Source organism: Aeromicrobium halocynthiae (assembly GCF_039531385.1).
GTDB lineage: Bacteria > Actinomycetota > Actinomycetes > Propionibacteriales > Nocardioidaceae > Aeromicrobium > Aeromicrobium halocynthiae.
The window spans coordinates 303,026-328,193 of record NZ_BAAAPY010000001.1; the positions used below are offsets into that span (position 1 = coordinate 303,026).

Annotated in this window: 28 protein-coding genes and 1 riboswitch; of the genes, 2 read left to right on the forward strand and 26 right to left on the reverse strand. The window is 71.5% G+C overall.

Annotated features, from left to right (window positions below):
• Positions 1-43 precede the first annotated feature (43 nt).
• The 7 genes from ABD213_RS01440 to argG are packed head-to-tail and all read right to left on the reverse strand — an operon-like array spanning position 44 to position 7,415.
• Complete coding sequence (locus tag ABD213_RS01440; RefSeq protein ID WP_344323426.1) at positions 44-547, reverse strand: arginine repressor; 504 nt, start codon at positions 545-547, stop codon at positions 44-46.
• Positions 544-1,506 (reverse strand): ornithine carbamoyltransferase, encoded by a 963-nt coding sequence (argF, locus tag ABD213_RS01445; RefSeq protein WP_344323428.1) that lies wholly within the window; start codon positions 1,504-1,506, stop codon positions 544-546. The genes ABD213_RS01440 and argF overlap by 4 nt, the downstream gene beginning before the upstream one ends.
• On the reverse strand, positions 1,503-2,714 hold the full coding sequence (locus ABD213_RS01450; protein WP_344323430.1) for an acetylornithine transaminase: 1,212 nt from the start codon (positions 2,712-2,714) through the stop codon (positions 1,503-1,505). The genes argF and ABD213_RS01450 overlap by 4 nt, the downstream gene beginning before the upstream one ends.
• Positions 2,711-3,715, reverse strand: a complete 1,005-nt coding sequence (argB, locus tag ABD213_RS01455; protein ID WP_344323432.1) for an acetylglutamate kinase — start codon at positions 3,713-3,715, stop codon at positions 2,711-2,713. The genes ABD213_RS01450 and argB overlap by 4 nt, the downstream gene beginning before the upstream one ends.
• Positions 3,712-4,863 (reverse strand): bifunctional glutamate N-acetyltransferase/amino-acid acetyltransferase ArgJ, encoded by a 1,152-nt coding sequence (argJ, locus tag ABD213_RS01460; protein WP_344323435.1) that lies wholly within the window; start codon positions 4,861-4,863, stop codon positions 3,712-3,714. Before argJ ends, argB begins: the two co-directional genes overlap by 4 nt.
• A complete protein-coding gene (argC, locus tag ABD213_RS01465; RefSeq protein WP_344323437.1) occupies positions 4,863-5,915 on the reverse strand; it encodes an N-acetyl-gamma-glutamyl-phosphate reductase in 1,053 nt (350 codons plus the stop codon). The genes argJ and argC overlap by 1 nt, the downstream gene beginning before the upstream one ends.
• Before the next feature lie 60 nt (positions 5,916-5,975).
• Positions 5,976-7,415 carry an argininosuccinate synthase gene (argG, locus tag ABD213_RS01470; protein WP_344323439.1) on the reverse strand — a complete coding sequence of 480 codons (1,440 nt, stop codon included), beginning with the start codon at positions 7,413-7,415 and terminating at the stop codon, positions 5,976-5,978.
• A gap of 69 nt (positions 7,416-7,484) precedes the next feature.
• Between argG and ABD213_RS01475 the strand changes: the two genes are divergently transcribed.
• Positions 7,485-8,000 carry a GNAT family N-acetyltransferase gene (locus tag ABD213_RS01475; protein WP_344323441.1) on the forward strand — a complete coding sequence of 172 codons (516 nt, stop codon included), beginning with the start codon at positions 7,485-7,487 and terminating at the stop codon, positions 7,998-8,000.
• Between the two features lie 6 nt (positions 8,001-8,006).
• Here ABD213_RS01475 and pheT read toward each other — a convergent pair whose 3' ends face one another.
• The 9 genes from pheT to ABD213_RS01520 form a co-directional block, all read right to left on the reverse strand.
• Positions 8,007-10,517 carry a phenylalanine--tRNA ligase subunit beta gene (gene pheT, locus ABD213_RS01480; protein WP_344323443.1) on the reverse strand — a complete coding sequence of 837 codons (2,511 nt, stop codon included), beginning with the start codon at positions 10,515-10,517 and terminating at the stop codon, positions 8,007-8,009.
• Between the two features lie 28 nt (positions 10,518-10,545).
• A complete protein-coding gene (pheS, locus tag ABD213_RS01485) occupies positions 10,546-11,649 on the reverse strand; it encodes a phenylalanine--tRNA ligase subunit alpha (RefSeq protein ID WP_344323446.1) in 1,104 nt (367 codons plus the stop codon).
• Positions 11,650-11,721: 72 nt separating this feature from the next.
• Positions 11,722-12,792 carry a sensor histidine kinase gene (locus ABD213_RS01490; protein WP_344323448.1) on the reverse strand — a complete coding sequence of 357 codons (1,071 nt, stop codon included), beginning with the start codon at positions 12,790-12,792 and terminating at the stop codon, positions 11,722-11,724.
• A gap of 38 nt (positions 12,793-12,830) precedes the next feature.
• Positions 12,831-13,538: a 3-keto-5-aminohexanoate cleavage protein gene (locus ABD213_RS01495; RefSeq protein WP_344323451.1), complete on the reverse strand. Its 708-nt coding sequence runs from the start codon at positions 13,536-13,538 to the stop codon at positions 12,831-12,833.
• A complete protein-coding gene (locus tag ABD213_RS01500) occupies positions 13,535-14,359 on the reverse strand; it encodes a TrmH family RNA methyltransferase (protein WP_344323453.1) in 825 nt (274 codons plus the stop codon). Before ABD213_RS01500 ends, ABD213_RS01495 begins: the two co-directional genes overlap by 4 nt.
• Position 14,360: 1 nt before the next feature.
• Complete coding sequence (rplT, locus tag ABD213_RS01505; RefSeq protein ID WP_344323455.1) at positions 14,361-14,753, reverse strand: 50S ribosomal protein L20; 393 nt, start codon at positions 14,751-14,753, stop codon at positions 14,361-14,363.
• A 33-nt stretch (positions 14,754-14,786) separates the two neighbouring features.
• Complete coding sequence (gene rpmI / locus ABD213_RS01510; RefSeq protein WP_344323458.1) at positions 14,787-14,981, reverse strand: 50S ribosomal protein L35; 195 nt, start codon at positions 14,979-14,981, stop codon at positions 14,787-14,789.
• Position 14,982: 1 nt separating this feature from the next.
• Positions 14,983-15,702: a translation initiation factor IF-3 gene (gene infC / locus ABD213_RS01515; protein WP_344323463.1), complete on the reverse strand. Its 720-nt coding sequence runs from the start codon at positions 15,700-15,702 to the stop codon at positions 14,983-14,985.
• 206 nt (positions 15,703-15,908) lie between these two features.
• The gene (locus ABD213_RS01520) at positions 15,909-17,339 is read right to left on the reverse strand and encodes a BNR-4 repeat-containing protein (protein ID WP_344323465.1); all 1,431 of its coding nucleotides are present in this window, start codon (positions 17,337-17,339) and stop codon (positions 15,909-15,911) included.
• Positions 17,340-17,523: 184 nt separating this feature from the next.
• Between ABD213_RS01520 and ABD213_RS01525 the strand changes: the two genes are divergently transcribed.
• A complete protein-coding gene (locus tag ABD213_RS01525) occupies positions 17,524-18,528 on the forward strand; it encodes a GNAT family N-acetyltransferase (protein ID WP_344323468.1) in 1,005 nt (334 codons plus the stop codon).
• Between the two features lie 9 nt (positions 18,529-18,537).
• Here the strand turns inward: ABD213_RS01525 and ABD213_RS01530 are convergent, their stop codons facing one another.
• The 10 genes from ABD213_RS01530 to rpe form a co-directional block, all read right to left on the reverse strand.
• Positions 18,538-19,026, reverse strand: coding sequence for an SseB family protein (locus ABD213_RS01530; protein WP_344323470.1), 489 nt, complete (start codon positions 19,024-19,026; stop codon positions 18,538-18,540).
• A complete protein-coding gene (locus tag ABD213_RS01535) occupies positions 19,023-19,427 on the reverse strand; it encodes a PH domain-containing protein (RefSeq protein WP_344323472.1) in 405 nt (134 codons plus the stop codon). Before ABD213_RS01535 ends, ABD213_RS01530 begins: the two co-directional genes overlap by 4 nt.
• Complete coding sequence (gene hisG, locus ABD213_RS01540) at positions 19,424-20,269, reverse strand: ATP phosphoribosyltransferase (RefSeq protein ID WP_344323474.1); 846 nt, start codon at positions 20,267-20,269, stop codon at positions 19,424-19,426. The genes ABD213_RS01535 and hisG overlap by 4 nt, the downstream gene beginning before the upstream one ends.
• Before the next feature lie 41 nt (positions 20,270-20,310).
• Positions 20,311-20,574, reverse strand: coding sequence for a phosphoribosyl-ATP diphosphatase (locus ABD213_RS01545; RefSeq protein ID WP_344323477.1), 264 nt, complete (start codon positions 20,572-20,574; stop codon positions 20,311-20,313).
• 13 nt (positions 20,575-20,587) lie between these two features.
• Positions 20,588-20,863, reverse strand: a complete 276-nt coding sequence (locus ABD213_RS01550; RefSeq protein ID WP_344323479.1) for a helix-turn-helix domain-containing protein — start codon at positions 20,861-20,863, stop codon at positions 20,588-20,590.
• Between the two features lie 19 nt (positions 20,864-20,882).
• Positions 20,883-21,383, reverse strand: a complete 501-nt coding sequence (gene ribH, locus ABD213_RS01555) for a 6,7-dimethyl-8-ribityllumazine synthase (protein ID WP_344323481.1) — start codon at positions 21,381-21,383, stop codon at positions 20,883-20,885.
• Positions 21,380-22,615, reverse strand: coding sequence for a bifunctional 3,4-dihydroxy-2-butanone-4-phosphate synthase/GTP cyclohydrolase II (locus ABD213_RS01560; protein WP_344323483.1), 1,236 nt, complete (start codon positions 22,613-22,615; stop codon positions 21,380-21,382). Before ABD213_RS01560 ends, ribH begins: the two co-directional genes overlap by 4 nt.
• On the reverse strand, positions 22,612-23,226 hold the full coding sequence (locus tag ABD213_RS01565) for a riboflavin synthase (protein WP_344323485.1): 615 nt from the start codon (positions 23,224-23,226) through the stop codon (positions 22,612-22,614). The genes ABD213_RS01560 and ABD213_RS01565 overlap by 4 nt, the downstream gene beginning before the upstream one ends.
• Positions 23,226-24,272, reverse strand: coding sequence for a bifunctional diaminohydroxyphosphoribosylaminopyrimidine deaminase/5-amino-6-(5-phosphoribosylamino)uracil reductase RibD (gene ribD / locus ABD213_RS01570; RefSeq protein WP_425546005.1), 1,047 nt, complete (start codon positions 24,270-24,272; stop codon positions 23,226-23,228). The genes ABD213_RS01565 and ribD overlap by 1 nt, the downstream gene beginning before the upstream one ends.
• A 77-nt stretch (positions 24,273-24,349) precedes the next feature.
• Positions 24,350-24,476, reverse strand: a riboswitch (FMN riboswitch).
• 16 nt (positions 24,477-24,492) lie between these two features.
• Complete coding sequence (gene rpe, locus ABD213_RS01575) at positions 24,493-25,158, reverse strand: ribulose-phosphate 3-epimerase (RefSeq protein WP_344323487.1); 666 nt, start codon at positions 25,156-25,158, stop codon at positions 24,493-24,495.
• Positions 25,159-25,168 lie beyond the last annotated feature (10 nt).

The following is a 25,168-nucleotide window of genomic DNA, read 5'->3' on the forward strand; positions in this document are numbered from 1 at the left end:
AGGAGTGGGTCTCGTGCGGGTGGTGGGTCGGGTCCGTGCGGGCTCAGTCGGGCAGCGCGGCGAGGGAGGTGAAGCGTCGGGCGACATCGGGACCGCCGTCGGGGGTGCGGCACATGAGCAGGACGGTGTCGTCACCGGCGATCGTGCCGAGCAGGTCGGGCTGGGAGGTGTGGTCGATCGCCGACGCCAGGTACTGCGCCGCGCCGGGCGGGGTGCGCAGGACGACGAGGTTCGCGGACGCGTCGGCCGAGACGACCAGCTCGCGCGCCAGCCGCACGAGCCGTTGGTGGGCGGCCGCGCTGTCCTCGGCCGCCCGTGGGGTGCGGTCGCCGCCCTCGGCAGGCACCGCGTACACGAGCGTCCCGTCGGGGTGTCGGACCCGGACCGCGTCGAGGTGGACGAGGTCCCGCGAGATCGTCGAGGCCGTCGCCCGCACCCCGTGCTCCTCGAGGAGTCCCGCGAGCTCGCCCTGGGAGCGGACCGTCTCCCGTCCGAGCAGGTCGACGATGAGCTGGCGTCGGGCGGCCTTGGTGTCCGGGATCGTCACGACCGCACTCCCCCGGTGCCGAGCGGACTGGTCGTGGCCCCTGAGCGCTCGAGCAGCCACACCAGCAGCGCCTTCTGGGCGTGCAAGCGGTTCTCCGCCTCGTCCCAGACGAGGCTGCGCGGTCCGTCGATGACGTCCGCGGCGATCTCCAGGCCCCGGTAGGCCGGCAGGCAGTGCAGGACCACGGCGTCGGCGTGGGCGTGGGCGACGAGGTCGCTGGTGACGGAGTACGGCTGGAACGTCGTCAGACGCTGCTCGCGCTCCTGCTCGTGACCCATGGAGATCCAGGTGTCGGTGATGACGACGTCCGCGCCGCGCACCGTCTCGACGGGGTCGGTGAGCACGGCGACGGAACCGCCGGTGGTCGCTGCGATGCGCTCGGCGTCGGCAACGATCGAGTCCCAGGGGGCGAACCCCTCGGGGGCGCCGACGCGGACGTGCATCCCCGCGGTCGCTCCACCGAGCAGGTAGGAGTGCGCCATGTTGTTGGCGCCGTCTCCGACGTAGGCCACCGTCAGACCGGCCAGCGATCCGAAGTGCTCTAGCAGTGTCAGCCAGTCCGCGAGGAGCTGGCACGGGTGCGCCTCCTCGCTGAGCGCGTTGACCACGGGGACGCCCGAGTGCTCGGCCATCTGCTCGAGGCCTGACTGCGCGTGGGTGCGCCACACGATGGCACTCACCATGCGACCCAGGACGCGGGCCGTGTCGGGGATCGGCTCCCCGCGCCCCACCTGGGTGCCGGCGGAGTCCAGGATCAGGGCGCTGCCACCGAGGTCGGCGATGCCGACGGAGAAGGAGACCCGGGTCCGCGTCGAGGACTTGTCGAAGAGGACCGCGACCGTGCGCGGTCCGGCCAGTGGCTGACGGGCGTGCGGCTCGGCCTTGACCTCGAGCGCGAGCCGCAGCACCGCGGCCTGCTCCTCCGGCGAGAGGTCGTCGTCGCGCAGGAGGTGCCTCATGTCGCCGACCCCTCGGCGGTCTCGTCGAGCAGGCTGCGCAGGGTCCGCACCGCGCGACGCGCGTCCTCGACCCCCAGCACCAGCGGGGGGACGAGCCGGAGCCGCTCCGGCGTGGGCGCGTTGAGCACGAGTCCGGCGTCGTACCCGGCGGCGACGACCTGGGCCGCGACCGGCTCGGTGAGCACGACCCCTCGCATCAGTCCACGGCCGGTGATCCCGGCCACCGCGGGGTGATCGGCGAGACCCTCGGCGAGGACGTCGCCGACGGCGCTCACGTGGGCGAGCAGGCCGTCGTGCTGGATGGTGTCGATCACGGCGAGCGCCGCCGCGGTGGCCACCGGATTGCCACCGAACGTCGTGCCGTGCTGTCCGGGCCCGAGCAGCTCACCGGCTGCACCCAGGCCGATGCAGGCACCGATGGGGATGCCTCCCCCGAGTCCCTTGGCGAGCGTCACGAGGTCGGGGGTGACCCCCTCGACCTCGTGCGCGAACCAGTGACCCGTGCGCCCGATCCCGGTCTGGACCTCGTCGAGCCAGAGCAGGGCGCCGGCGGCGGTGGTGATCTCACGAGCGGCCCGGAGGTAGCCCTCCGGCGGGTCGACGACCCCTGCCTCGCCCTGGATCGGCTCGAGCACGACGGCGGCGACCGTCTCGTCGACCGCGGCACGAAGCGCCTCGACGTCGCCGTAGGGCACCCACCGGACGTCCCCGGGCAGTGGCTCGAACGGCTCCCGGTAGGCCTGCTTGGACGTCAGCGACAGCGCGCCCATCGTCCGACCGTGGAAGGACCCCTCCGCAGCGACGATCGTCGTGCGTCCGGTGCGGCGCGTGGCCTTGATGGCTGCCTCGTTCGCCTCGGTCCCGGTGCTGACGAAGAAGACACGGCTCCCGGTGTCACCACCGCGGTCGCCCAACAGGTCCAGCAGTCGTTCGGCGAGCCGCACCTGCGGCTCGGTGGCGAAGAAGTTCGAGACGTGCCCGAGGGTGCCCAGCTGCATCGTCACGGCCTCGACGATCGCCGGGTGCGCGTGGCCGAGGGCGTTCACGGCGATGCCGCCGAGCAGGTCGAGGTAGCGGTTGCCGTCGACGTCCCACACCCAGCAGCCGTCGCCCTTCACCAGGACGCGTGCGGGGGTGCCGAAGGTGTTCATGACCGCACCCTGGTAGCGGTCCGTCCACTCGGCGCCGGAGACCGGCCGCGCGCTCATGGCTTCTCCTTGGGGGCGCTGGTCGAGTACAGCGCCGTGCGGACCTTCGTCTCGACGCCGGGCAGCACCTGCGTCCCGACGCCCTCGTCGGTGAAGATCTCCAGCAGCACGGCGTGCGGCTCGCGACCGTCGACGACCGTCGCACCCGGGACGCCGCCCTCGACGGCCTCCAGGCAGGCACGCATCTTCGGGATCATCCCCGAGGCCAAGCCGGGCAGCAGGTCCCGCAACGCGTCGGGAGAGATCTCCCCGATGACGTCGGTGCTGCTCGGCCAGTCGCGGTAGAGACCCTCGACGTCGGTCAGCACGAGCAGCTTCTCCGCGCCGAGGGCGACGGCGAGCGCCGAGGCCGCGGTGTCGGCGTTGACGTTGTGGACCTGGCCGTCCTGGTCGGGCGCGATGGTCGAGACGACCGGGATGCGGCCGGCGTCGATGATGTCGCGCACCGCCTCGGGGCGCACGTGGGACACCTCGCCGACCAGACCGATGTCGGTCTCCTCACCGTCGATGACCGGTCGGGTGGTGGTCGCGGTGAACAGGCCGGCGTCCTCGCCGGAGAGCCCGACGGCGAGCGCACCGTGACGGTTCAGCAGGCCGACGAGCTCGCGGCCCACCTGCCCGGTCAGGACCATGCGGACGACCTCGACCGACTCCTCGGTGGTGACGCGCAGGCCACCGCGGAACTCCGACTCGATCCCGAGTCGTTCGAGCATCGCGCTGATCTGCGGCCCGCCGCCGTGGACGACGACCGGACGGAAGCCGGCCATCCGAAGGAAGACGATGTCCTCGGCGAACGCCTGCTTGAGCGCGTCGTCGGTCATGGCGTTCCCGCCGTACTTCACGACCACGACCTTGCCGTGGTAGCGCTTGAGCCACGGCAGCGCCTCCGCGAGCGTGGCGGCCTTCTGCTGGTGCCGTTCCCACTGCTCGCGCGTGTGGCCCTGCGCGATGTCCCCCTGGTCGCTGTGGTCTGTCATGGTCGGGACGTCCTTGTCGCTCATGTCGAGTACGCCGAGTTCTCGTGCACGTAGGTGTGGGTGAGGTCGTTGGTCCACACCGTCGCGGCGTGCTCGCCGGACTTGAGGTCGATCGTGACGCTGACGTCGCGCTCCTCCAGTGACACGTCGGTGGCCGGCTCCCCGGGGCCGCTGTCGCGGCAGACCCAGACTCCGTTCACCGCGACGTCGAGGTCGGCGGGGTCGAAGACGGCGTCGGTGGTGCCGACCGAGGCGAGGATGCGCCCCCAGTTCGGGTCCTTGCCGAAGATCGCCGTCTTGAACAGGTTGCTGCGCGCCACCGACCGGGCGACGGCGACCGCGTCGTCCTCGTCGGCAGCGCCCCGGACCTCGATCGCGATCTCGTGCTCGGCACCCTCGGCGTCGGCCAGCAGCTGCAGGGCGAGGTCGCGGCACACCGCGCTCAGCGCCCGCGTGAACTCCTCGACGTCGGGAGCGACGCCGCTCGCACCGCTGGCCATCAGCAGGACGGTGTCGTTCGTGGACTGGCACCCGTCGGAGTCCAGCCGGTCGAAGGAGGTGCGCGTGGCCTCGCGCAGTGCGCGATCGAGGGTGTCCGCCGGGAGGTCGGCGTCGGTGGTGACGACGACGAGCATCGTCGCGAGCGCCGGAGCCAGCATGCCCGCACCCTTGGCCATGCCGCCGATGGTCCATCCCTCGCCGCCGGCGGTGGCGGTCTTGGGGACCGAGTCGGTCGTCATGATGGCGCGCGCCGCGGCGTCGCCACCGTCGGCGTCGAGCGCGCCGACGGCCGCCCTGACGCCGCCGAGGAGGTCCTCGCGGTCGTTGAGCAGGCCGATGAGCCCGGTGGAGCACACCTGCACCTCGACCGGTGCGACGTCGAGGAGCTCGGCGGCAAGCTCGGCCGTGGCATGGGTCAGCTGGAAGCCTGCCGCTCCCGTGTAGCAGTTGGCGCCGCCGGAGTTCAGGACGACGACCCGGGCGGCGCCGCCCTTGATCGCCTGCTCGCTCCACAGCACGGGGTTGGCCTTGCAGCGGTTGCTCGTGAAGACGGCAGCAGCCGCGGCCGACGGTCCGTCGTTGACGACGACGGCGACGTCCGTGTCACCGGAGGACTTGAGTCCGGCAGCGACGCCGGCGGCCCGGAAGCCTCGAGGTGCGGTGATGCTCATCAGGGCGCCACTCCCGTGGTGCTCAGGCCTGTGGACTCCGGCAGTCCGAGGGCGATGTTCATGGACTGGACGGCACCGCCGGCAGTGCCCTTGACGAGGTTGTCGATGGCGACGCACGCGACGACGCGGCCCACGGCGTCGTCCACCGTGACCTGCACGTGGGCGGCGTTGGCGCCGACCGTCGCTGCCGTCGTGGGCCACTGCCCCTCGGGCAGGAGGTGCACGAAGGTCTCGTCGTCGTACGCCTCGGCGTACGCGGATCGGACGCCCTGTGGCGTCACCCCCGGCTCCAGCCGAGCGGTCACCGTCGCGAGGATGCCCCGCGCCATCGGCACCAGCGTCGGGGTGAAGGACAGCGTGACCTCGGCGGCGCCGGCCTTGCGGAGGTTCTGGGCGATCTCGGGGAGGTGGCGGTGGCTGCCCCCGACGGCGTACGGCGACGCGGCCCCGAGTCCCTCGGAGGCGAGCAGGTGCGGCTTCGGCGCCTTGCCCGCCCCGGAGTAGCCGTTGGCGAGGACCGCGACGACGTCCGTCGGTGCCACGAGGCCCGCGGAGACGGCCGGCTGCAGACCCAGGGTCACGGCGGTGACGTTGCACCCGGGGACGGCGATGCGCCGAACGTCGGTGAGCGCGTCACGCTGGCGGCCCGCTCCCCCGTCGGTCATGAGCTCGGGCAGGCCGTACGGCCACGTGCCGGCGTGGTCGCTGCCGTAGAAGCGTTCCCAGTCCGCGGCGTCGTCGAGACGGTGGTCGGCACCGCAGTCGATGACGAGCACGTCGTCGCCGAGCTCCGCGGCGATCCGTCCGGACTCTCCGTGCGGCAGGCCCAGGAAGACCACGTCGTGGCCCGACAGCGTCTCGGCCGTGGTCGGCTCGATCACCCGGTCGGCCAGGTCGACGAGGTGCGGCTGGTGCTCACCGAGGCGGGCGCCGGCGCTCGAGGCGGCCGTGACCGCGCCGACCTCGACGTCGGGGTGGGCGCTGAGGATGCGCAGCACCTCACCGCCGGCGTACCCGCTGGCTCCTGCCACCGCTGCTGTGTAGGTCGTCATCGCTCCACCCTGTCAGGATCGGGAGGGTCCGCGCACGGCGCCGAGCCGGGCGCGAGCCGCTCAGTCGGTGCCGAACTCCATGGCGGCGGCGTCGAGGGCCTGCTCGGTGAGCTCGTCACCGTTCGTCTCCGAGGCCTGGTTGGCCTCGATCCGCATGGCGCCGCCGGCCGGCAGCTCGCCGAACAGGGTGCCGTTCTCGACGAGGACGGTTCCCTGGTCGAGCGGCTGTCCTGCGTAGAGCTCGAGCTTGTCGCGGGAGTCGGCGATGTCGAGGTTGCGCATCGTGAGCTGGCCGATCCGGTCGGTCGGACCGAACACGGCGTTGTCGGTGCGCTCCATCGACAGCTTCTCCGGGTGGTAGGAGAAGTTCTGCCCCTGGGTGTCGAGGACGGTGTAGTCCTCACCGCGCCGCAGCCGCAGGGTGACGTCGCCGGTCACGAGGGAGGCGATCCAGCGCTCGATGGACTCTCGCAGCATCATCGCCTGAGGGTCCAGCCAGCGGCCCTCGTACATGAGTCGCCCGAGCCGACGACCGTGCTGGTGGTAGTTCGCGATGGTGTCCTCGTTGTGGATGGCGTTCACGAGACGTTCGTAGGCGATCCACAGCAGGGCCATGCCCGGTGCCTCGTAGATGCCGCGGCTCTTGGCCTCGATGATCCGGTTCTCGATCTGGTCGGACATCCCGAGCCCGTGCCGCCCGCCGATGGTGTTGGCCTCGTGCACGAGGTCGACCGGGTCGAGGCGCCTGCCGTCGATGGCCACGGGTCGGCCGGCCTCGAAGGAGACGGTCACGTCCTCGGTGGCGATGTCCACCGCCGGGTCCCAGAACTTGACCCCCATGATCGGCTCGACCGTCTCGAGGGAGACGTCGAGGTGCTCGAGGGTCTTCGCCTCGTGGGTCGCGCCCCAGATGTTCGCGTCGGTGGAGTACGCCTTCTCCTGGCTGTCGCGGTACGGCAGGTCGCGCTCGGTGAGCCACTGGCTCATCTCGGTGCGGCCGCCGAGCTCGGCGACGAAGTCGGCATCGAGCCAGGGCTTGTAGATGCGCAGCTCGGGGTTGGCGAGCAGTCCGTAGCGGTAGAACCGCTCGATGTCGTTGCCCTTGAAGGTGGAGCCGTCGCCCCAGATGTTGACGCCGTCCTCGTGCATGGCGCGCACGAGGAGCGTGCCGGTGACCGCCCGGCCCAGCGGCGTGGTGTTGAAGTACGCACGTCCCGCGGAGCGGATGTGGAAGGCGCCGCACGCGAGGGCGGCGAGACCCTCGTCGACGAGCGGGCCCTTGCAGTCGACCGAGCGGGCCAGCTCGGCGCCGTACTGCATCGCCCGGCCGGGGACGCCGGAGATGTCCGGCTCGTCGTACTGGCCGATGTCGGCCGTGTACGTGCAGGGGACGGCACCCTTCTCGCGCATCCAGGCGACCGCGACCGACGTGTCGAGACCTCCGGAGAAGGCGATGCCGACGCGCTCGCCGGCGGGCAGGGACGTGAGGACCTTGGACATGACGCACATTCTTGCACACGTCTGCAAGATCGTGCAGGCGGGGTTCCCGAGTCGTCTAGCCTGAGGAGCATGACAGCGTCGCCCGACGTCATGATCCGGCCCGCCGATGCCGCGGATGCTCAGCCGATCGGTGCCGTCTTCGACGCCGCGGTCCTGCACGGATGGACGTATCTGGAGGGCATCGAGGATCTCGTGCCGATGTTCCCACCCGAGCACTGGGACGAGTTCCTCGCCGGCACGACGCGTCCTGACTCGATCCACGTCGCACAGGCGGCGGACGACGTCGTCGGCTACACCGCCACCAAGGCACCATCACCGGAGGATCCCGCCCTCGGCGAGCTCTACCTGCTCTTCGTCCACCCGGACGCGGCCGGGCTCGGGATCGGGCGGACCCTGCTCTCGACGTCCCACGCCGCGCTGCGCGAGGCCGGCGCCGAGCGGGTCTTCCTGTTCACCCACGAGCGGAATCTGCGCGCCCGGTCGGTCTACCGCGCCGCCGGCTACGTCGAGGACGGCGTGGTGCGCGAGGAGGAGTTCCGCGGCCGGTTGCTGACCGAGGTCCGCATGGTCGCCGACCTCTCCTGACCGGTGTCAGCCGCGCAGCGTCGCCCCCACCGACTCCGCCGCCGCGACGAGCGCCGACCGAGCCTGGCCGATCTCCGCCTCGGTGAGCGTGCGGTCGGCAGCCCTCAACCGCAACGAGAACGCCAGCGACCGCTTGCCCTCGGGCACCTGGTCGCCCTCGTAGACGTCGAAGAGCCGGACCGACTCGACGAGCGGATCCGCTCCCGCGAGCGCTGCCCGCACCTGCTCCGCCGGTACCGAACGGTCGACGACGAGGGCGAGATCCTCCTTCGCGACCGGGAAGGAGGAGAAGTCCGGCCGCGGCCCGACCGGTGGTGACGCGGCGACGAGGGCGTCGAGGTCGATCTCGCCCGCGACGCTGCGCTCCGGGACGGCGTGGGCCGTGCAGACGTTCGGGTGCAGCTCGCCGGCGTGCCCGACCACCCGACCGTCGAGCACGAACGCGGCACACCGCCCGGGATGGAAGGGAGCGAGCTCGGCCCGCCTCACCTCCAGCCGGACGTGCAGGGCCTCGGCGACGCGACGCCCGATGGCGACCGCGTCGGCCCACGTGGCGGGACGACCGGGGCCGTCCCACGACCGTCGGCGGCGATCACCCGTGAGCGCCCAGGCGACCGTGAAGGGCTGGGCCGGCAGGGCGGCGTCGAGAGCCGCGAGCTCCTCGACGCTCGGACGACGGTCGACCCCGTAGATCGGTGCGTCGGGAGCATCGGGACGGGGAAGGAACACCCGACCGATCTCGCTGATCGCGACGTCCTCGTGGCCGCGACCGACGTTGAGTGACAGCGCCCGGAGGATGCCGACGAGGAGGGTCGTGGTCAGGCCCGGCTCCTCGGCCGAGAGCGGGTTCTCGAGCAGGACCTGGCGACGGCGCTCGTCGTCGGAGGCGATGCCGAGCCGGTCGAGGTCACCCGGCCCGGCGAAGGGGAAGGTCTTGACCTCCGTCAGCCCCAGACCGGCCAGGACGTGCCCGACACGCCGGTGCAGCTGCTGCGAGCGAGTGAGCCCGCGACCGCCCGGGGCGGTCGGCAGCACCGACGGCACCTGGTCGTACCCCACGACACGCAGGGCCTCCTCGACGAGGTCGTAGGGGTCGGCGAGGTCGAATCGCCAGGTCGGCGCGGTGGCCGTGATGGTGAAGCCGTCGGTCTCGACGGCGCAACCGTTGCCCTCCAGCGCCGCGGCCGCCGTCTCCGGCGAGATGTCCACCCCCGTCACGCGAGCGGGCAGCGACGCGGGGATCGTCACCGGACGACGGCGGGGCACCTCGCCGACGACCGTCAGCCCCGGTTCGATCACACCTCCCCCGTGCTCGGCGAGCAGGTCCGCCACGCGACGGGAGGCGGCGGCGGGCAGGGCAGGGTCGACGCCGCGCTCGTTGCGCTTGCCGGCCTCCGACGTCAACCGGTGCCGACGTCCGGAACGGAAGATCGTGGGCGGGTCGAAGTGGGCGGCCTCGATGACGACGTCGGTGGTGGAGGAGTCGATCTCGGTGCTCGCGCCACCCATGACGCCGGCCAGGCCGATCGGCCCGGAGTCGTCACAGATGAGCAGGTCGGCCGGATCGAGGGCGCGCTCGACGTCGTCGAGCGTGACGAGACGCTCCCCCTCGTTCGCGCGACGCACCACGACGTCGCCGCTGAGCTTGGCACGGTCGTAGGCGTGGGTGGGCTGGCCGAGCTCGAGCATGACGTAGTTGCTGACGTCGACGGCCAACGAGATCGAGCGCATCCCGCCCTGCTGGAGCCGGCGGACCATCCACGCCGGGCTGGGACGCGTGGGGTCGATGCCCGTGACCACGCGCGCGGTGAACACCGGGCACGCCTGCGGGTCCTCGACGCGCACGGGGTACGCAGGGCCGTCGGGGGCGTCTGCGACGTCGGCGGGGTCGGCGAACGACAGCCCGTACGCCAGGGCGGCGTCGCGCCCGACGCCGCGCAGCGAGAGCGCGTAGGCGCGATCGGGGTTCACCTCGAGGTCGAGGACCTCCTCGTCGAGACCCAGCAGGGCGATGGCGTCGTCGCCCGGCTGCGCGCTGTCGGGGTCCAGGACCAGGATGCCGTCGGCCGAGGTGTCGTCGTCCGGCAGTCCGAGCTCGCGGGTGGAGCAGATCATGCCGTCGGAGACGTGACCGTAGGTCTTGCGTGACCCGATCTCGAACCCGAGCGCCGGCAGGTGGGTGCCGGGCAGGGAGACGACCACGAGGTCGCCCACACCGAAGTTGTGCGCACCGCAGACGATGCCGCGTGACGGCCGGTCCTCACCGGGCGCGTCCGGCACGGAGGGATCGTTGTGCGGACCGACGTCGACACGGCACCAGTTGATGGTCTTGCCGTTCTTCTGCGGCTCGCCGACGAGCTCGAGGACCCGGCCGACGACCAGGGGCCCGGTGATGCCGCTGCCGATGATCTCCTCGAGCTTGAGGTCGAACTCGGTCAGACGTGCGGCGAGAGCCTCGGTGGAGATGTCGTCAGGCAGGCCGGCGACCTCGCGCAGCCAGGAGACAGGAACCTTCACGAGCGTGCCTCCTCGGGGCGGCGGGCGGTCACAGGCCGACCCCGAACGGAGCCGTGAAGCGGATGTCCCCGTCCCACAGGTCGCGTAGGTCGGCGATGTCGTAGCGGCTGGTGATGGTGCGGTCCAGACCCATGCCGAAGGCGAACCCGGAGTGGCGCTCGGGGTCGACGCCGCACGCGACGAGGACCCGTGGGTTCACCACCCCGCACCCACCCCACTCGATCCAGCCCTCGCCGCGGCACGTGCCGCAGTCGGCCACGGCGTCGGCTGCTCCCTGGCACACGTAGCAGAGCAGGTCGACCTCGGCGCTGGGCTCGGTGAACGGGAAGTACGACGGCCGGAAGCGGGTCGTGATCTCCGGTCCGTAGATGGCTGCCGCCAGGTGGTCGAGCGTGCCCTTGAGGTGGGCCATGGACAGGCCCTCGTCGATGGCGAGCCCCTCCACCTGGTGGAAGACCGGTGCGTGGGTGGCGTCCGGCTCGTCGGTGCGGAAGACCCGTCCGGGGCAGGCGATGTAGATGGGCGGCGTCCGCGTCAGCATCGTGCGCGCCTGCACCGGTGACGTGTGCGTGCGCAGCACCAGCGCTGCGCGCTCCGGCGTGACCCAGAAGGTGTCCTGCATCGTGCGGGCGGGATGGTCCGGACCGAGGTTGAGCGCGTCGAAGTTGAGCCACTCGGCCTCGACCTCCGGACCCTCGGCGATCTCCCAGCCCATCGCGACGAAGATGTCCGCGACGTGCTCCTGGATGGTGGTGATGGGATGTCGTGCCCCGACGGGGTCGGCGTCGGTGGGCAGGGTGACGTCGACGGTCTCCTCGACGAGCCGCCGCTGCTCCTCGAGCAGCTCGAGCTCGGCGGTCCGCGCGGCGAGCGCCTGCGTCACCGCACCCTTGGCCTGACCGACGCGCTGCCCCGCGTCCTTGCGCGCCTGCGGGGGGAGCGCACCGATCTCCCGGTTGGCGAGGGCCAGCGGCGACCGGTCGCCGACGTGGTCGATGCGCGCCTGCTTCAACGCGGCGAGCGAGTCGGCGGCCGCGATGGCCGCGATGGCCTCGTCGCGCACGCGCTCGAGCTCGTCGGCGCGCAGGGCGGTCACCTCGACGGGGTCGAAGTCGGAGTTCGGCGCGGACATGCGGTCCTGTCGTCGGGGGTGGTCACGGACCTGCCCATCCTAGTGACGGGTCCTCCGGGCGCTGACCTCGGTTCAGTCGGTCAGGGCGTCGGGCTCGTTGACCGGCAGCCAGATGCGGATGTCGGCGCCTCCGCGGGGGTCGTCGTCGATCTCCACCTGACCGCCGTGCGAGGCGATGATGCCCTGCACGATGTACATGCCCAGCCCGCTGCCGGCTCCAGGACCGGCCCTCCAGAACCGGCTGAAGACCCGTTGCCGCATCTCCTCGGGGATGCCCGGGCCCTCGTCGTGGACCTCCACGACGACGCCGGCGTCCTGGAGCCCGCATGGCGGCGCCTCCTCCGGTCCGACCGGCCGGACCACGAGCTCGCGCAGCCCGTGTCCGTGGCGGACGGCGTTCTCCACGAGGTTCGTGACGACCTGGACCAGACGGTCCGCGTCGCCCCAGACGACCGGGATCTCCCCGCGGACGACCGGTCCCTGCGTCTCGGCCCCGCCGGCGCCCATGGAGACGCTGAGGAGCACCGAGCGGGCGAGCTCGTCGAGCTGGACCGGCCCACGGCGCAGCGTGAGCCGACCGGCGTCGATGCGCGCGGCGTCGAGGAGCTCGGTGATCAGGCGGGTGAGGCGGTCGGCGTCGGCGTCGACGGTCTCGAGCATGAAGTGCCGCTGCTCGTCGGAGAAGCGCTCCCACTTGCTCAGCAACGTCGAGGTGAACCCCTTGATGCCGGTGAGCGGGGAACGCAGCTCGTGGGCGACGGTGGCGACGAGGTCGGAGCGTTCGCGGTCACGCTGGTTGCGCACGCGGGCGTTGCGGACGCTGACGACGACCGAGGCGACCGGTCCGGCAGGTCGGTCGCGCACGAGCTTGGCGGTGATGAGGTACTCGCTGCCGCGGGGCGACCACCAGGACTGCTCGGAGATGCGCTTGCGGATGGCGATGCCGTCGTAGGGACGGACGGAGTCGAACCAGCTGTTGCCGTTGAGGTCGTCGAAGGGGATGGCGTCCTGCAGGTGCATGCCGATCATCTCGCCCGGCTCGGCACGGGCCATCTGCTCGACGCGCTCGTTGACGAAGGTGACGCGCCCGTCCGGGCCGGCGATCACCACCCCGTCCGGAAAGTCGTCGAGACGAATCTCCATGACGGCAATCTAGTACGCCTGACGATGACGGCCGGGGCTCAGGCGGCACCGCGCGCCGCGGCCATGGCCACGAGGTCGGCGTTGCCGGCGACCGGCTCTCCGTCAGGACCGTCCAGGACGTCCTCGAGGCCGATCCGCGTGCGGGCACCGACCTCCACGGCGAGGTCCAGGACGGGCCACGCCGAACGACCCTCCCCGTGCAGCAGGACGGGCAGACCCGTGGGCCGCACGAGGTCGACGAGCCGACGGGCGACGTCGACCTGCTCGGGCAGGTCCGCGAGCTCCAGCAGGACGACCGCGGTCGCGTCGACCCACGAGGACTCGAGCCAGGACCGGGCGTCGGCCTCGGTCCAGAGGCCGACGTTGACGGCGACGCCTCGCTCGTGCAGCGCGCGGCACACCGACTCGGCCTGGGGCTCGTGCCAGTTGACCGACGCGTGGTCGGGCAGCACCGTCCACTCCGCGACCGCCGAGGCCGCCGAGCGCCGCGGCGACCAGGCCCACGCGCCGGTCGTGACGCCGACGGGGACGTCCACCCGGTCACGGATCGCCTCCACCCACGTGGCGACGTCGGTGGCGGCCAGGCTGTCCCGGCCGTCGGTCGTGCGCGGGTGGACGTGGAGGTCCAGCGCGCCTGCGGCCACGGCCAGGGCGGCCTCCTCGGCGCACTCGAGGGCGGTCGTCGCGACCGCAGCGTGCTCGTCACGCTCGCGCGAGCCGTTCACGCAGCACTGCAGACCGGTCATCGTTGCTCCTTCGCGCTGGCGTAGAGGCAGACGGCGGCTGCCGTCGCGAGGTTCAGGCTCTCGGCTCTGCCGAGGATGGGGACGGCGACGGCCGCGTCGGCTGCCTCGACGACGGCGTCGGGCAGACCCTGCGCCTCGTTCCCGAGGATCCACGCCGTCGGCGACGCGAGCTCCAGGGCCTCGTCGAACAGGTCGCGGGCGGCGGCACCGGTCGTGGCGAGCAGCCGCACGCCTGCCGAGCGGAGGATCCGGGCCACGTCGTCGTGCCCGTGGTGGACAACGACCGGCAGGTGAAACAGGCTGCCGGCCGAGGCGCGCACGGCCTTCGGGTTCTGCGGGTCGACGCAGTCGCCCGTGAGCACAACGGCGTCGGCGCCTGCGGCGTCGGCACACCGGATGACGGCACCGACGTTGCCCGGGTCGCGGATCTCGTGGCAGACCAGGACCAGTCGAGGTCGGACGGGCAGTCCAGTGATGTCGCTGACCACGTCGTGGCAGACGGCGACGAGGCCTTGCGGCGTGACGGCGTCGGCGATGTCGGCAAGGACGGCGTCGTCGACGGTGTGCCAGGGGACGCCGAGCGCCCGCGCGGCCTCGCGCAGGTCGGCGTGTCGCTCCTCGGCGTCGGAGGTCGCGAACACCTCGTGGACGACACCGGTCTCGCCGAGCGCCTCGCGCACCGCCTGCGGGCCCTCCGCGAGGAACTGCCGAGCCGAGGCGCGGAAGGAGCGTCGCGCAAGCCGGCGGGCGTGCTTGACCCGGGCGCTGCGAACGGTGAGGCCCGGCACCCCCTCGGGGGTGCCGGGCCCGGGACGACTCATGTCAGGCGACGGCCTCGTCCTTCGGCGCGTTGACGTCGGCCGGGAGGCTGTCCTTCGCGACCTGCACGAGGGCGCTGAAGGCGGCCGGCTCGTTGACGGCCAGCTCGGCCAGCATCTTGCGGTCGACCTCGACGCCCGCGAGCTTGAGGCCCTGGATGAACCGGTTGTAGGTCATGCCCTCGGCGCGGACGGCGGCATTGATGCGCTGGATCCACAGGCGACGGAAGTCGCCCTTCTTGGCCTTGCGGTCACGGTAGTTGTAGACCAGCGAGTGGGTGACCTGCTCCTTGGCCTTGCGGTACAGGCGCGAACGCTGACCGCGGTAGCCGGAGGCCCGCTCGAGGGTCTCGCGGCGCTTCTTCTGGGCGTTGACTGAACGCTTGACGCGTGCCATGTCTGGTACTCCTTGGACGAATCGGGGGCGCGGTCAGCGACCGAGCAGCTTGTTGACCTTCTTGGTGTCGGCCTTGGACACCTCGGTGGTGCCTGCCAGTCGGCGGGTCCGGGTGCTGGGCTTGTGCTCCAGCAGGTGCCGACGGTTGGTCTGCTCGCGGCGGAGCTTGCCCTTGCCGGTGATCTTGACGCGCTTCTTCATCCCCGAGTGGGGCTTGAACTTCGGCATCTCATGCCTCCATGTCTGGGTCGAGGTTCTCGGAGCGACGCCGGGGCTTCTTGGGCGTCGCGGTCTTCTGCGTGGCCTCGCGGTGCGCCTTGTCGGCAGCGGCCTCGGCCTCACGCTCGGCGGCCCTCTCGGCGGTGGTCTTGGCCTTCTCGGCCTTGACCTCGGCCTGGGCCTCGGACTTCTTCTTCAGTGGTGCCAGCACCATGGTCATGTTGCGGCCGTCCTGGCGCGGGTGCGCCTCAACGACGCCGAGGTCGGACACGTCCTCGCCCAGCTTCTGCAGCAGCCGGTACCCGAGCTCGGGACGGTGCTGCTCGCGGCCACGGAACATGATCGTGATCTTGACCTTGTCGCCCGCCTTCAGGAACCGCACGACGTGACCCTTCTTGGTGTCGTAGTCGTGCTGGTCGATCTTCGGACGAAGCTTCATCTCCTTGATGACCGTGTTGCTCTGGTTGCGCCGTGACTCGCGTGCCTTCTGGGCGGCCTCGTACTTGTACTTGCCGTAGTCCATGAGGCGGCAGACCGGGGGCCGTGCCGTGGGGGCGACCTCGACGAGGTCGAGGTCGGCTTCTGCGGCGAGTCGAAGGGCGTCGTCGATGCGGACGATGCCCACCTGCTCACCACCGGGTCCGACGAGACGGACCTCCGGGACGCGGATGCGGTCGTTGACGCGCAGCTCTGTGCTGATGGATCCTCCTGGGGTCAAGGGGGAGGCCACGAAAAATGGCCCCCGTACGAAACGGAGGCCACCGATGCGGGTCCGACGGGCAGGTCGGCTCGCACGAGATCGACCACGTCGATCTCACTACCCCCCGATCAGGAACCGGGCAGGTGGGAGGTGGGCCTCCACTTCACAGACCAAGATAGCAGCGATCGTGCATGATCGTGAAATCCGGAACGCTCCATCACGCACGCCCGCCGCCCTCACCGCAGCTGCAGGGTCTGCACCGTGATCGAGTAGTCCTTGTAGGTCGCGTAGCGGTCCAGGCGTTGATACATCAGGTCACGCCCGACGGCGACGGGCCGGACCAGGGGCCGCGAGGACGACTGCAGGACCTGTGGCGTCTGCACGACGCCGTCGGCACCGAGCACGGCGTGGGCGAGATGCCACCTCGTGCCCTCCTTGTAGCCGAGATAGACACGCGCTCGACCGCGGCGCCCGTCCAGGCTCAGGCCGGGGATGTAGTTCGCCAGGCCCACGCCGTAGCCACCGCCAGCCGAGCGGATCGGGTGCCGACTCCACGTCCCGTCGGGGCGTCGGATCATCTGCTCGTAGGTCGGGATCCTGTCGGCCGTGTCCCAGGTCGCGATGAAGACCATCGAACGCCCTCGCTTGTCACCCACGTCGAGCATCCGCACCGATTGAGCGGGCGGGTCGCCGGCCGGTGGCTCGACGGGGGGCGGCTCGGCGGCCGTCAGCAGCTCACCACCGGGCGGCGTCGGCTCGAGCTGGGTCGGCTCCGGCGAGGTCGGCTCCGGCGAGGTCGGGGCGGAGTCCGGTGCTGGGGCCGGAGCAGCCTGGTCGCTCTTCCAGACCGTCTCCATCGAACCGACGGTGAAGCGCTCGGCGCGGCCGTTCCAGAAGTCCGCCAACGCCATCTCCCGGTACCCGATGACGTTCTCGGGGCCCCGCTTCGGGTGGTAGTAGGCGGTGACGTGCAGCCGGGTGGGGTCGGCGTCGAAGGGGCGGAGCATCAGGTACGCCTGGTGGGACTCGCTGTCGAACAGCTCGGCGGGCTTCGACCACGTCCGACCGGAGTTCTTGGAGGTGGTGTAGTACCAGCCTGTGGGCCCTCGCCCGAGGTACCGCGTCAGGACGACGACACGGTCCCCGTCACGCAGCACCTGGGCGTAGGTGACCGCTCGACCGAACGGCATCCTCTTCTGCGGACCGAACGACGAGCGGTGCTTGTCCCCCATCACGGGATCGGCGCCACTGGTGGTGCGCCGGACGTACATCGTGCCCGGATGCCCTGCGTAGAACACCAACGACGGCTTGCCAGCCGCCATCGAGAGTGCAGGAGCGTTGTGGTCGTCGGGTGCTCGTCGGAGCAGGTTCGTGTAGGTCAGGGTGAGCGCCTTCTTCTTGCCCGTTCGGCTCCAGCGGTACACGCGTTGAGTCCCGTTCGACGTCACTCCGGTGAAGTAGAACGAGCGGGAGGTCCGGGCCATCAAGGGCGCTGTCCACCAGGTGTAGCCGCTGTTGCTCGACCGCGTCACCGGCTTCGCCTTGGTGACGGGCGACGACGTGCTGCTCGAGGGAGCCGTCGACGAAGCGGGCGACATCAGCGCGACGGCGAGTCCGAGGATGCAGGCGACCAGGACGAGGCGCATCCGATGACGACGTGAAGGCATGGCATCTCCCCCGGGAACGTGGTGGCGTCGAGCTGTGGGACGACCTCGACCCCACGGCAGGCTCACGGTACGGTCCTTCGACGCCGTACGTCCTGGAAACGGCAGAATCCCGACGGCCTCATCCTTGACAGGGGTGAAACGTCGATGAAGCAGCCGCGAAACTCGCGCCTCCGATGCTGAGGGCATGATGTGGCGCATCCGGATGACCTTGCCCGACCGTCCCGGTCTGCTCGCGCAGGTCGCGACGGCCTGCGGTGGAGCCGGCGTCAACATCCTCGCGATGCAGGTCTTCCGTACCGAGGCAGGTGCCGTCGACGAGCTCGTGGTGGAGGCCGACGACGCGTGGGGCGACGTCGACCTGGCCGCGTTGATCGAGGGCGCCGGCGGGGTCGCCGTCGCCGTGACGCGCACCGACGAGGCCGACCTCGACGACGCACCCACCCGCTACCTGCGGGCCGTCCACGACGTGATCGAGGGCGGGCAGGACGTCGAACTCGTGCTGCGCGAGCTCCTGCGCACGCAGCCGCCGGACGTCGCCGACTACACCGGGCACGACGTGCTCGACCTGCGCCGGCGCGACGGCAGCGTGCTGAGGATCAGCCGCGCCGTGCCGTTCACGCCGGTGGAGAGGGCGCGCGCGCAGGCACTGCTGTCGCTCGTGAGCGACGCCGGCATGGATGTCCCGCTCATCGCCCCGTCGGCGTTCCAGCCGGTGCCCATGGTCCGGGAGGCGACCCTCGCCGACATCGAGGCCGTGTCGGCCCTGCACGGCCGCTGCAGCGTCGAGACGCTGTACGCCCGCTACCAGACCCCGCTGCGTCTGCCCATGACGACGCGTCTGGCGCGCCGCCTGGTCGCTCCGGACGGGGGCATCGCGCTCGTCGTGCAGGTCGGGCTCTCCGTCGTGGGCCATGGGGTCCTCGAGCAGCACGGCGACGACTGGACCTTCCAGCTGATCGTCGAGGACGCGTGGCAGTCCCGCGGCATCGGCACCAGGCTCGTTCGCGAGGCCGCCGAGCGTGCTCGTGGACTCGGGCTGAGCCAGCTGACGTTCGTCTCCGCCGGCGCGAACGACTCCATGCTGAGGGGTGTCGGGGCCGCTGGTCTGGTCGCCCGGGTCGAGCGCCACGGCGACCTCGTCCACGTCACGGTGCCGCTCGGCCCGGCAGGGTGGACCGCGTCGGCCTGAGGCCGGCGCTCAGCCCGGGGCGACCCAGGCCGTCCCGCCCCCGGTCCGCACCAGCTGGTGGCCCTGGGCGAGATGAGTGAGGTCGTCGGTCTCCACGACCTGGAAATGAGGTGCGCCGAGGTCGAGCAGAAGGGCGGAGGCGCCCTCGTCGAGCGCTGCGAGCGCGGCGGCGCGGCCCCACACGGGGACCGGTCGGGCCTGCGGGTTCCACCGTTCCATCACCTCGAGACTGCTGAACACCAGCAGCGCGCGCCGGCCGTCGGCGCCGGTCATCATGACCGCCGCCATGTCGGCGTCCTTGTCCCCGCTCGCGAGCGCCTCCGGTCCGGCGGCGAGGCTCTGCTCGCCCAGCGTCGCCACGATCGGCACGAAGACGCGCACCTCCCCCAGCACGGCGAGGACCTGCTCGGCGTCACCGAGCGCCGGCCCCAGCGCCGGGTAGACGCCTCCGTCGTCGTCGGGAAAGGCCGGCTCGGCGAGGGACCGGTCGTGCGTCACGGGACCCTCCGCACGAGGTCGCGGACGATCTCGTCGGCGTCGTCGCGACCCTGGATGCCGAAGAGCATGACGCGCTCGTCGTCGTGGGTGACCAGGGTGGGCCAGGCGGCGCCCTTGCCGAACGCGAAGCCCTTGACCTGGTCCCACGTGAGCACGTGGCGACGAAAGCCGTTGAGCACCTCGATCTCCCGCTCGTCGACGCGGACGTAGCTGCGGCCGATCCCGTGCAGGACCAGGCACATCAGCGCGATCGTGCCGTAGAGGGTGAGGGCCTGGGACAGCACGACCTGCGTCCTGATCTCCTCGGGCAGGCCGAGCGTGACCGCGACCGACATCGCGACGAGCGCCACGACGCAGCCGTAGGCGACGTAGCGAGGTCCGCCGGGTCGGTAGAGGTTCATACCCGACAGGCCAGGATGTCGGTGACGAGGATGCCGCGGGCACCGAGCTCGTACAGCCCGTCCATGATCCTCTGCGCACCGTCACGCGGCACCATGGACCGAACGGCGACCCACCCTTCGCGGTGCAGTGGCGAGACGGTCGGGGACTCGATGCCCGGCGTCAGCTCGACCGCGGCCTCCACGTTCTCCACGCGGATGTCGTAGTCCATCATCACGTACGTCCGGGCGACGATGACGCTGTCGAGCCGGCGCTTGAAGACGTCGTACTTCGCGGGCTCGGGCGCGTCGGCGCGGGTGATCAGCACCGCCTCGGAGCGAAGCAACGGTTCACCGAAGACCGCGAGGTCGGCCTGGCGCAAGGTGCTCCCGGTCTCGACGACGTCGGCGATCGCGTCGGCGACGCCCAACCGGATGGAGGACTCCACCGCACCGTCGAGCCGCACCACCGTGGCGTCGATGCCCTGCTGCTCGAGGAAGCTCTCGACGATGACCTGGTAGGACGTCGCGATGCGCTTGCCCGCGAGCTGGGCGACGTCCGTCATCGTCCCGGTGGGAGCGGCGAAGTGGAACGTCGAGGCGCCGAAGCCCAGGCCGACCTGCTCGGCGGCGGGAGCCGCGGAGTCCAGCAGGAGGTCGCGACCGGTGATGCCGACGTCGAGGGTGCCCTCGCCGACGTACACGGCGATGTCCCGCGGGCGCAGGTAGAAGAACTCGACGTCGTTCTCGGCGTCGATCATGACGAGGTCCTTGGTGGACCGACGCTGCCGGTACCCGGCCTCGACCAGCATCTGGCTGGCGGCCTCCGACAGGGCGCCCTTGTTGGGCACGGCAACTCTCAGCATGGTGGTGTCTCTCCGGGGATGGGGATCGGCTCCCGCTGCCGTCACAGGTGGGTGTAGACGTCGTCGAGGCTCAGGCCGGCGGCGATCATCATGACCTGCGCGTGGTAGAGCAGCTGGCTGATCTCCTCGGCAGCCCGCTCGGGTCCCTCGTGCTCGGCCGCCATCCACGCCTCGGCCGCCTCCTCCACGAGCTTCTTGCCGATGCCGTGCACCCCGGAGTCGAGCTCGGCGACGGTGCGCGAGCCCTCGGGTCGGGCCTCGGCCTTGGCGCTGAGCTCGGCGAAGAGGTCGTCGAAGGTCTTCATGGCGTCGCCAAGTCTAGGGGTCGACCACCGAGAACAGGTCACCCGGCGTGCAGTCGAGGGCGTCGCACAGCGCCGTGAGCGTCGAGAAGCGCACGGCACGAGCCCGGTCGTTCTTCATGACGCTGAGGTTCACCACGGCCACGCCGACCTGCTCGGCGAGTGCAGCCAGCGTCATCCCGCGCTCGGCGAGGAGGGTGTCGAGGTGGCACCGGACGCGGTGCCCGTCGGCGGAGCCGCAGTCGGGTGGCGTTCGACGGGATGTCGACCAACCCCCTCGTCGATATGTCATGCAAGGCTCGCGGGTGGACTCAGAAGCCGGTGCGTCCGCTCTTCTTCGAGGACTCGAGCCCGTCCAGGGCCCGCCACGTGACGAGCGCAGCCTCGGCGGCCTCGCGACCCTTGTCCTCCGCGCTGCCGGGCAGCCCGGCGCGGTCGAGCGCCTGCTCCTCGGTGTCACACGTCAGCAGGCCGAAGCCCACCGGCACGCCGGTGTCGAGGGCGACCCGGGCGAGCCCGTCCGTGGCGGCCGCGGAGACGTACTCGAAGTGCGGGGTCCCGCCGCGGATGATGACGCCGAGAGCCACGACCGCGTCGGCACCGGACCGGGCCGCCGCCTGCGCGATGATCGGCAGCTCGAAGGAGCCCGGCGCGCGCACGACCTCGACGTCGGTGACGCCCGCGTCGGACAGTGCGGCGTGCGTGCCGGCGAGCAGGCCGTCCATCACCTGGTCGTGCCAGCTCGAGGCGACGACGACGACGCGCGCCCCGTCGGCGTCGACCGACAGGCTGGGTGCTCCGTGTCCACTCATGAGGGGTCCTCCAGTCCGGGCAGGTCGTGGCCCATGCGTTCGGCCTTGGTCCTGAGGTAGCGGATGTTCTCCGGCGTCGGCTCGATGCGGATGGGCAGCCGCTCGGCGACCTTCACGCCGTACGCCTCGAGCGCCTCGGCCTTGTCGGGGTTGTTGGTGAGCAGGCGGACCGACTCGATGCCGAGGTCGCGCAGGATCTGCGCCCCGGCCGCGTAGTCGCGCTCGTCCTCCCCGAAGCCCAGGCTGAGGTTCGCGTCGACGGTGTCCTCGCCGGAGTCCTGCAGGCCGTAGGCCTGCAGCTTGTGCAGCAGTCCGATCCCCCGCCCCTCGTGACCGCGCAGGTAGACGATGACGCCGCTGCCGGCCGCGGTGATCTCGGCCATCGCCGACTGCAGCTGTGGGCCGCAGTCGCAGCGCCGGGAGCCGAGGACGTCGCCGGTGAGGCACTCGGAGTGGATGCGGGTGAGCACCGCCTCCCGACCGACCCGGCCGGTCGCGTCGGAACCGTGCACCAGGGCGATGTGCTCCGCGCCGTCGATCCGGTCGCGGTACCCGAGTGCCGTGAAGTCACCGAACTCCGTCGGGAGACGGGTGGTGGCGAGGCGTTGGACCTGGCTCTCGTGCAGGCGCAGGTGGACCTGCAGGTCCTCGATGGAGACCAGCGCGAGCCCGTGCTCGTCGGCGAACTCGCGCAGCGCCGGCGCGCGCATCAGCGTCCCGTCGTCGTGGATGACCTCGCCGATGACGCCTGCCGGGGTGAGACCGGCCAGGCGCGCGAGGTCGACAGCAGCCTCGGTGTGGCCGGCTCGCTCGAGCACTCCCCCGTCCTTGGCGCGCAGCGGGAGGACGTGGCCCGGCATGACGAGCTCGAAGGGCTCGGTCGCGGAGTCGGCGAGGACCCGGCACGTCCGTGCCCGGTCGGCGGCGGAGATGCCCGTGGTGATGCCGTCGCGGGCGTCGATGGAGATCGTGTAGGCGGTCCGCATGAGCTCGCGGTTGTGGGGCGTCATCAGCGGGATGCCGAGCCGGTCCAGGGTGGCCCCCGTGACCGGGGCGCACACGTACCCGCTGGAGTAGCGCACCAGGAAGCCCATCAGCTCCGGCGTCGCCTTGCTGGCCGCGAAGATGATGTCGCCCTCGTTCTCGCGGTCCTCGTCGTCGACGACGATGACGGCCCTGCCGTCGCGGATGTCGGCGATCGCTCGCTCGATGCTGTCCAGACGGACGCTCATCGCGCCCCTCCCTTCTCGAGCAGGCGCTCGACGTACTTGGCGAGGATGTCGACCTCGAGGTTGACCCGGTCGCCCACCGCTCGGTCGCCGAGCACGGTCTCGGCGAGGGTGGTGGGGATGAGGGAGACGCTGAAGCTCGAGCCATCGGCGGCGTCCACGACGTCGACGACGGTCAACGAGGTGCCGTCGACGGTGATCGAGCCCTTCTCGACGACGTAGCGGGCGAGCTCGTCGGGCAGCGAGAACCGCAGGACCTCCCAGTGCTCCGCCGGGGTCCGCTCGAGCAGCACGCCGGTGCCGTCGACGTGGCCCTGGACGACGTGGCCGCCCATGCGGCCGCCGGCGCTCATCGCTCGCTCGAGGTTCACCCGCGCGCCGACCTCCAGGTCGCCGAGCGACGTGCGGGTGAGCGACTCCGCCATGACGTCGGCGCTGAAGGTCTGCTCGTCCGGCTGGGCGGCGACGGTCAAGCAGCAGCCGTTGACGCTGATGGAGTCGCCGTGGCCGGCGTCGGAGGTGACCAGTGGGGCCCGCACGGTGATGCGTGCGGCGTCGCCGAGGTCCTCCAGGGCGACGACGGTGCCGGTCTCCTCCACGAGTCCGGTGAACATCAGGGCATCTCCTCTCGCGGCGCCCGCCCCGGGATGGCGACGATGCGGATGTCGGGCCCGACCGTCGTGAGGTCGGTGATCTCGAGGGGACGCATGTCGGCGAGGGTCGTCGCCTCGCCCTCCAGTGCCGCGCGGCCCGAACCGAGCATCGCCGGGGCGATGTAGCCGATGACACGGTCGATCAGGCCGGCGTTCCAGAAGGCGCCGGCGAGACGCGGTCCGCCCTCGAGCCAGACGTGGCGGATCCCGTCCTGCACGAGGCGCTCGAGCACGACCTCCGGGTCGCGACTCTGGATCAGCAGCGTCGGCGCGACGCGGTCGAAGACCCGGTAGTAGCTGGGGATGGTCGTCTCGCCGACGACCACCCGCAGCGGCTGCAGGGCGTAGGGCAGCGGGAGGTCGTCCTCGCTGCGGACGCTCAGGCGAGGATCGTCGGACAGGACGGCGCCGGTGCCCGCCATGATCGCGTCGGCCTCGGCCCGGAAGCGCTGGACGTCGCGGCGCGCCTCGGCACTGGTGATCCACTTGCTACTGCCGTCCGGCGCGGCGCTCAGGCCGTCGAGCGTCGCCGCGTACTTCCACGTGACGAAGGGTCGTCCGGTGACGACGGCGTGGGTCCACTCGACGTTGAGGGCCTCGGCCTCCTCGGCAAGGACCCCACCCTCGACGTCGACGCCGTGGGCGGCGAGCGTGCCCGCTCCCCCGGCGGCCGCCGGGTCGGGGTCGGACTGGCCGTGCACGACGCGCGCGACCCCGGCCTCGAGCAGCGCTCGGGTGCACGGTCCCGTGCGACCGGTGTGGTCGCACGGCTCGAGGGTGACGACGGCCGTCGCTCCGCGGACGTCGTGCCCGGCCTCGTGGGCAGCCTCCAACGCGCGCACCTCCGCGTGGGGTGATCCCGCGCCCTCGTGCGCGCCGACGCCGAGCTCGAGGCCTCCGGCGTCGAGCAGGACGCACCCGACGCGCGGGTTGGGCAAGGTCCGGGACGTCGCGCGGGCCGCCTCGAGGGCACGGCGCATGGCCTGCTGCTCGATCTCGGTCGCCATGGTTCCTCCGGTCGGTGCTCGCACACCCCGGGGCGACAGGTCACCGTCGGTGCCCTCACGAGGGCACGGGCGATGCCGGCGTGCGCCTCCCATCCGGACTCTCACCGTCGGTACCGGAGTTCCACCGGTTCAACCGGGCCCTTGCGGACCCGGGTCGCGGACTGTCACCGCCGGCTCGGAATTTCACCGACCCCGGAGCACGCGAGCAGTTGCTCGTCGCTCAGGAGTCTAGCGCGGACCCGGCAGCCGAGCGCAGCGCGTCGACCATCGCCTGCGGGTCGTCGGCCCCGAAGACGGCTGAACCGGCGACGAAGGTGTCCGCGCCGGCCTGCGCGCACCGTTCGATCGTCTCGAGCGACACGCCTCCGTCGACCTGCAGCCAGACCTCTCCCCCGCTGCGCTCGATCAGCTCGCGCGCCCGCCGGATCTTCGGCAGGCACAGGTCGAGGAACTTCTGGCCACCGAAGCCGGGCTCGACGGTCATGACCAGCAGCATGTCGAGCTCGGGCAACAGGTCGGCGTACGGGTCGACCGGGGTCGCGGGCTTGAGCGCCATCGAGGCGCGCGCCCCCTGGGCTCGGATCTCGCGAGCGAGCCGGACGGGCGCAGCGGCCGCCTCGACGTGGAAGGTGATGCTCCCGGCGCCCGCCTCGGCGAACCCCGGAGCCCACCGGTCGGGGTCCGCGATCATCAGGTGGGCGTCGATGGGCTGGTCCGCGGCCCTGCTCAAGGCCTCGATCACGGGCGCACCGAGGGTGAGGTTGGGGACGAAGTGGTTGTCCATGACGTCCATGTGCAACCAGTCGGCGCCAGGGATCCGCGCCGCCTCGGCCGCGAGGTTCGCGAAGTCGGCGTTCAGCAGGCTCGGGGTGATCTGGATGCCCATTCCTGGAGCG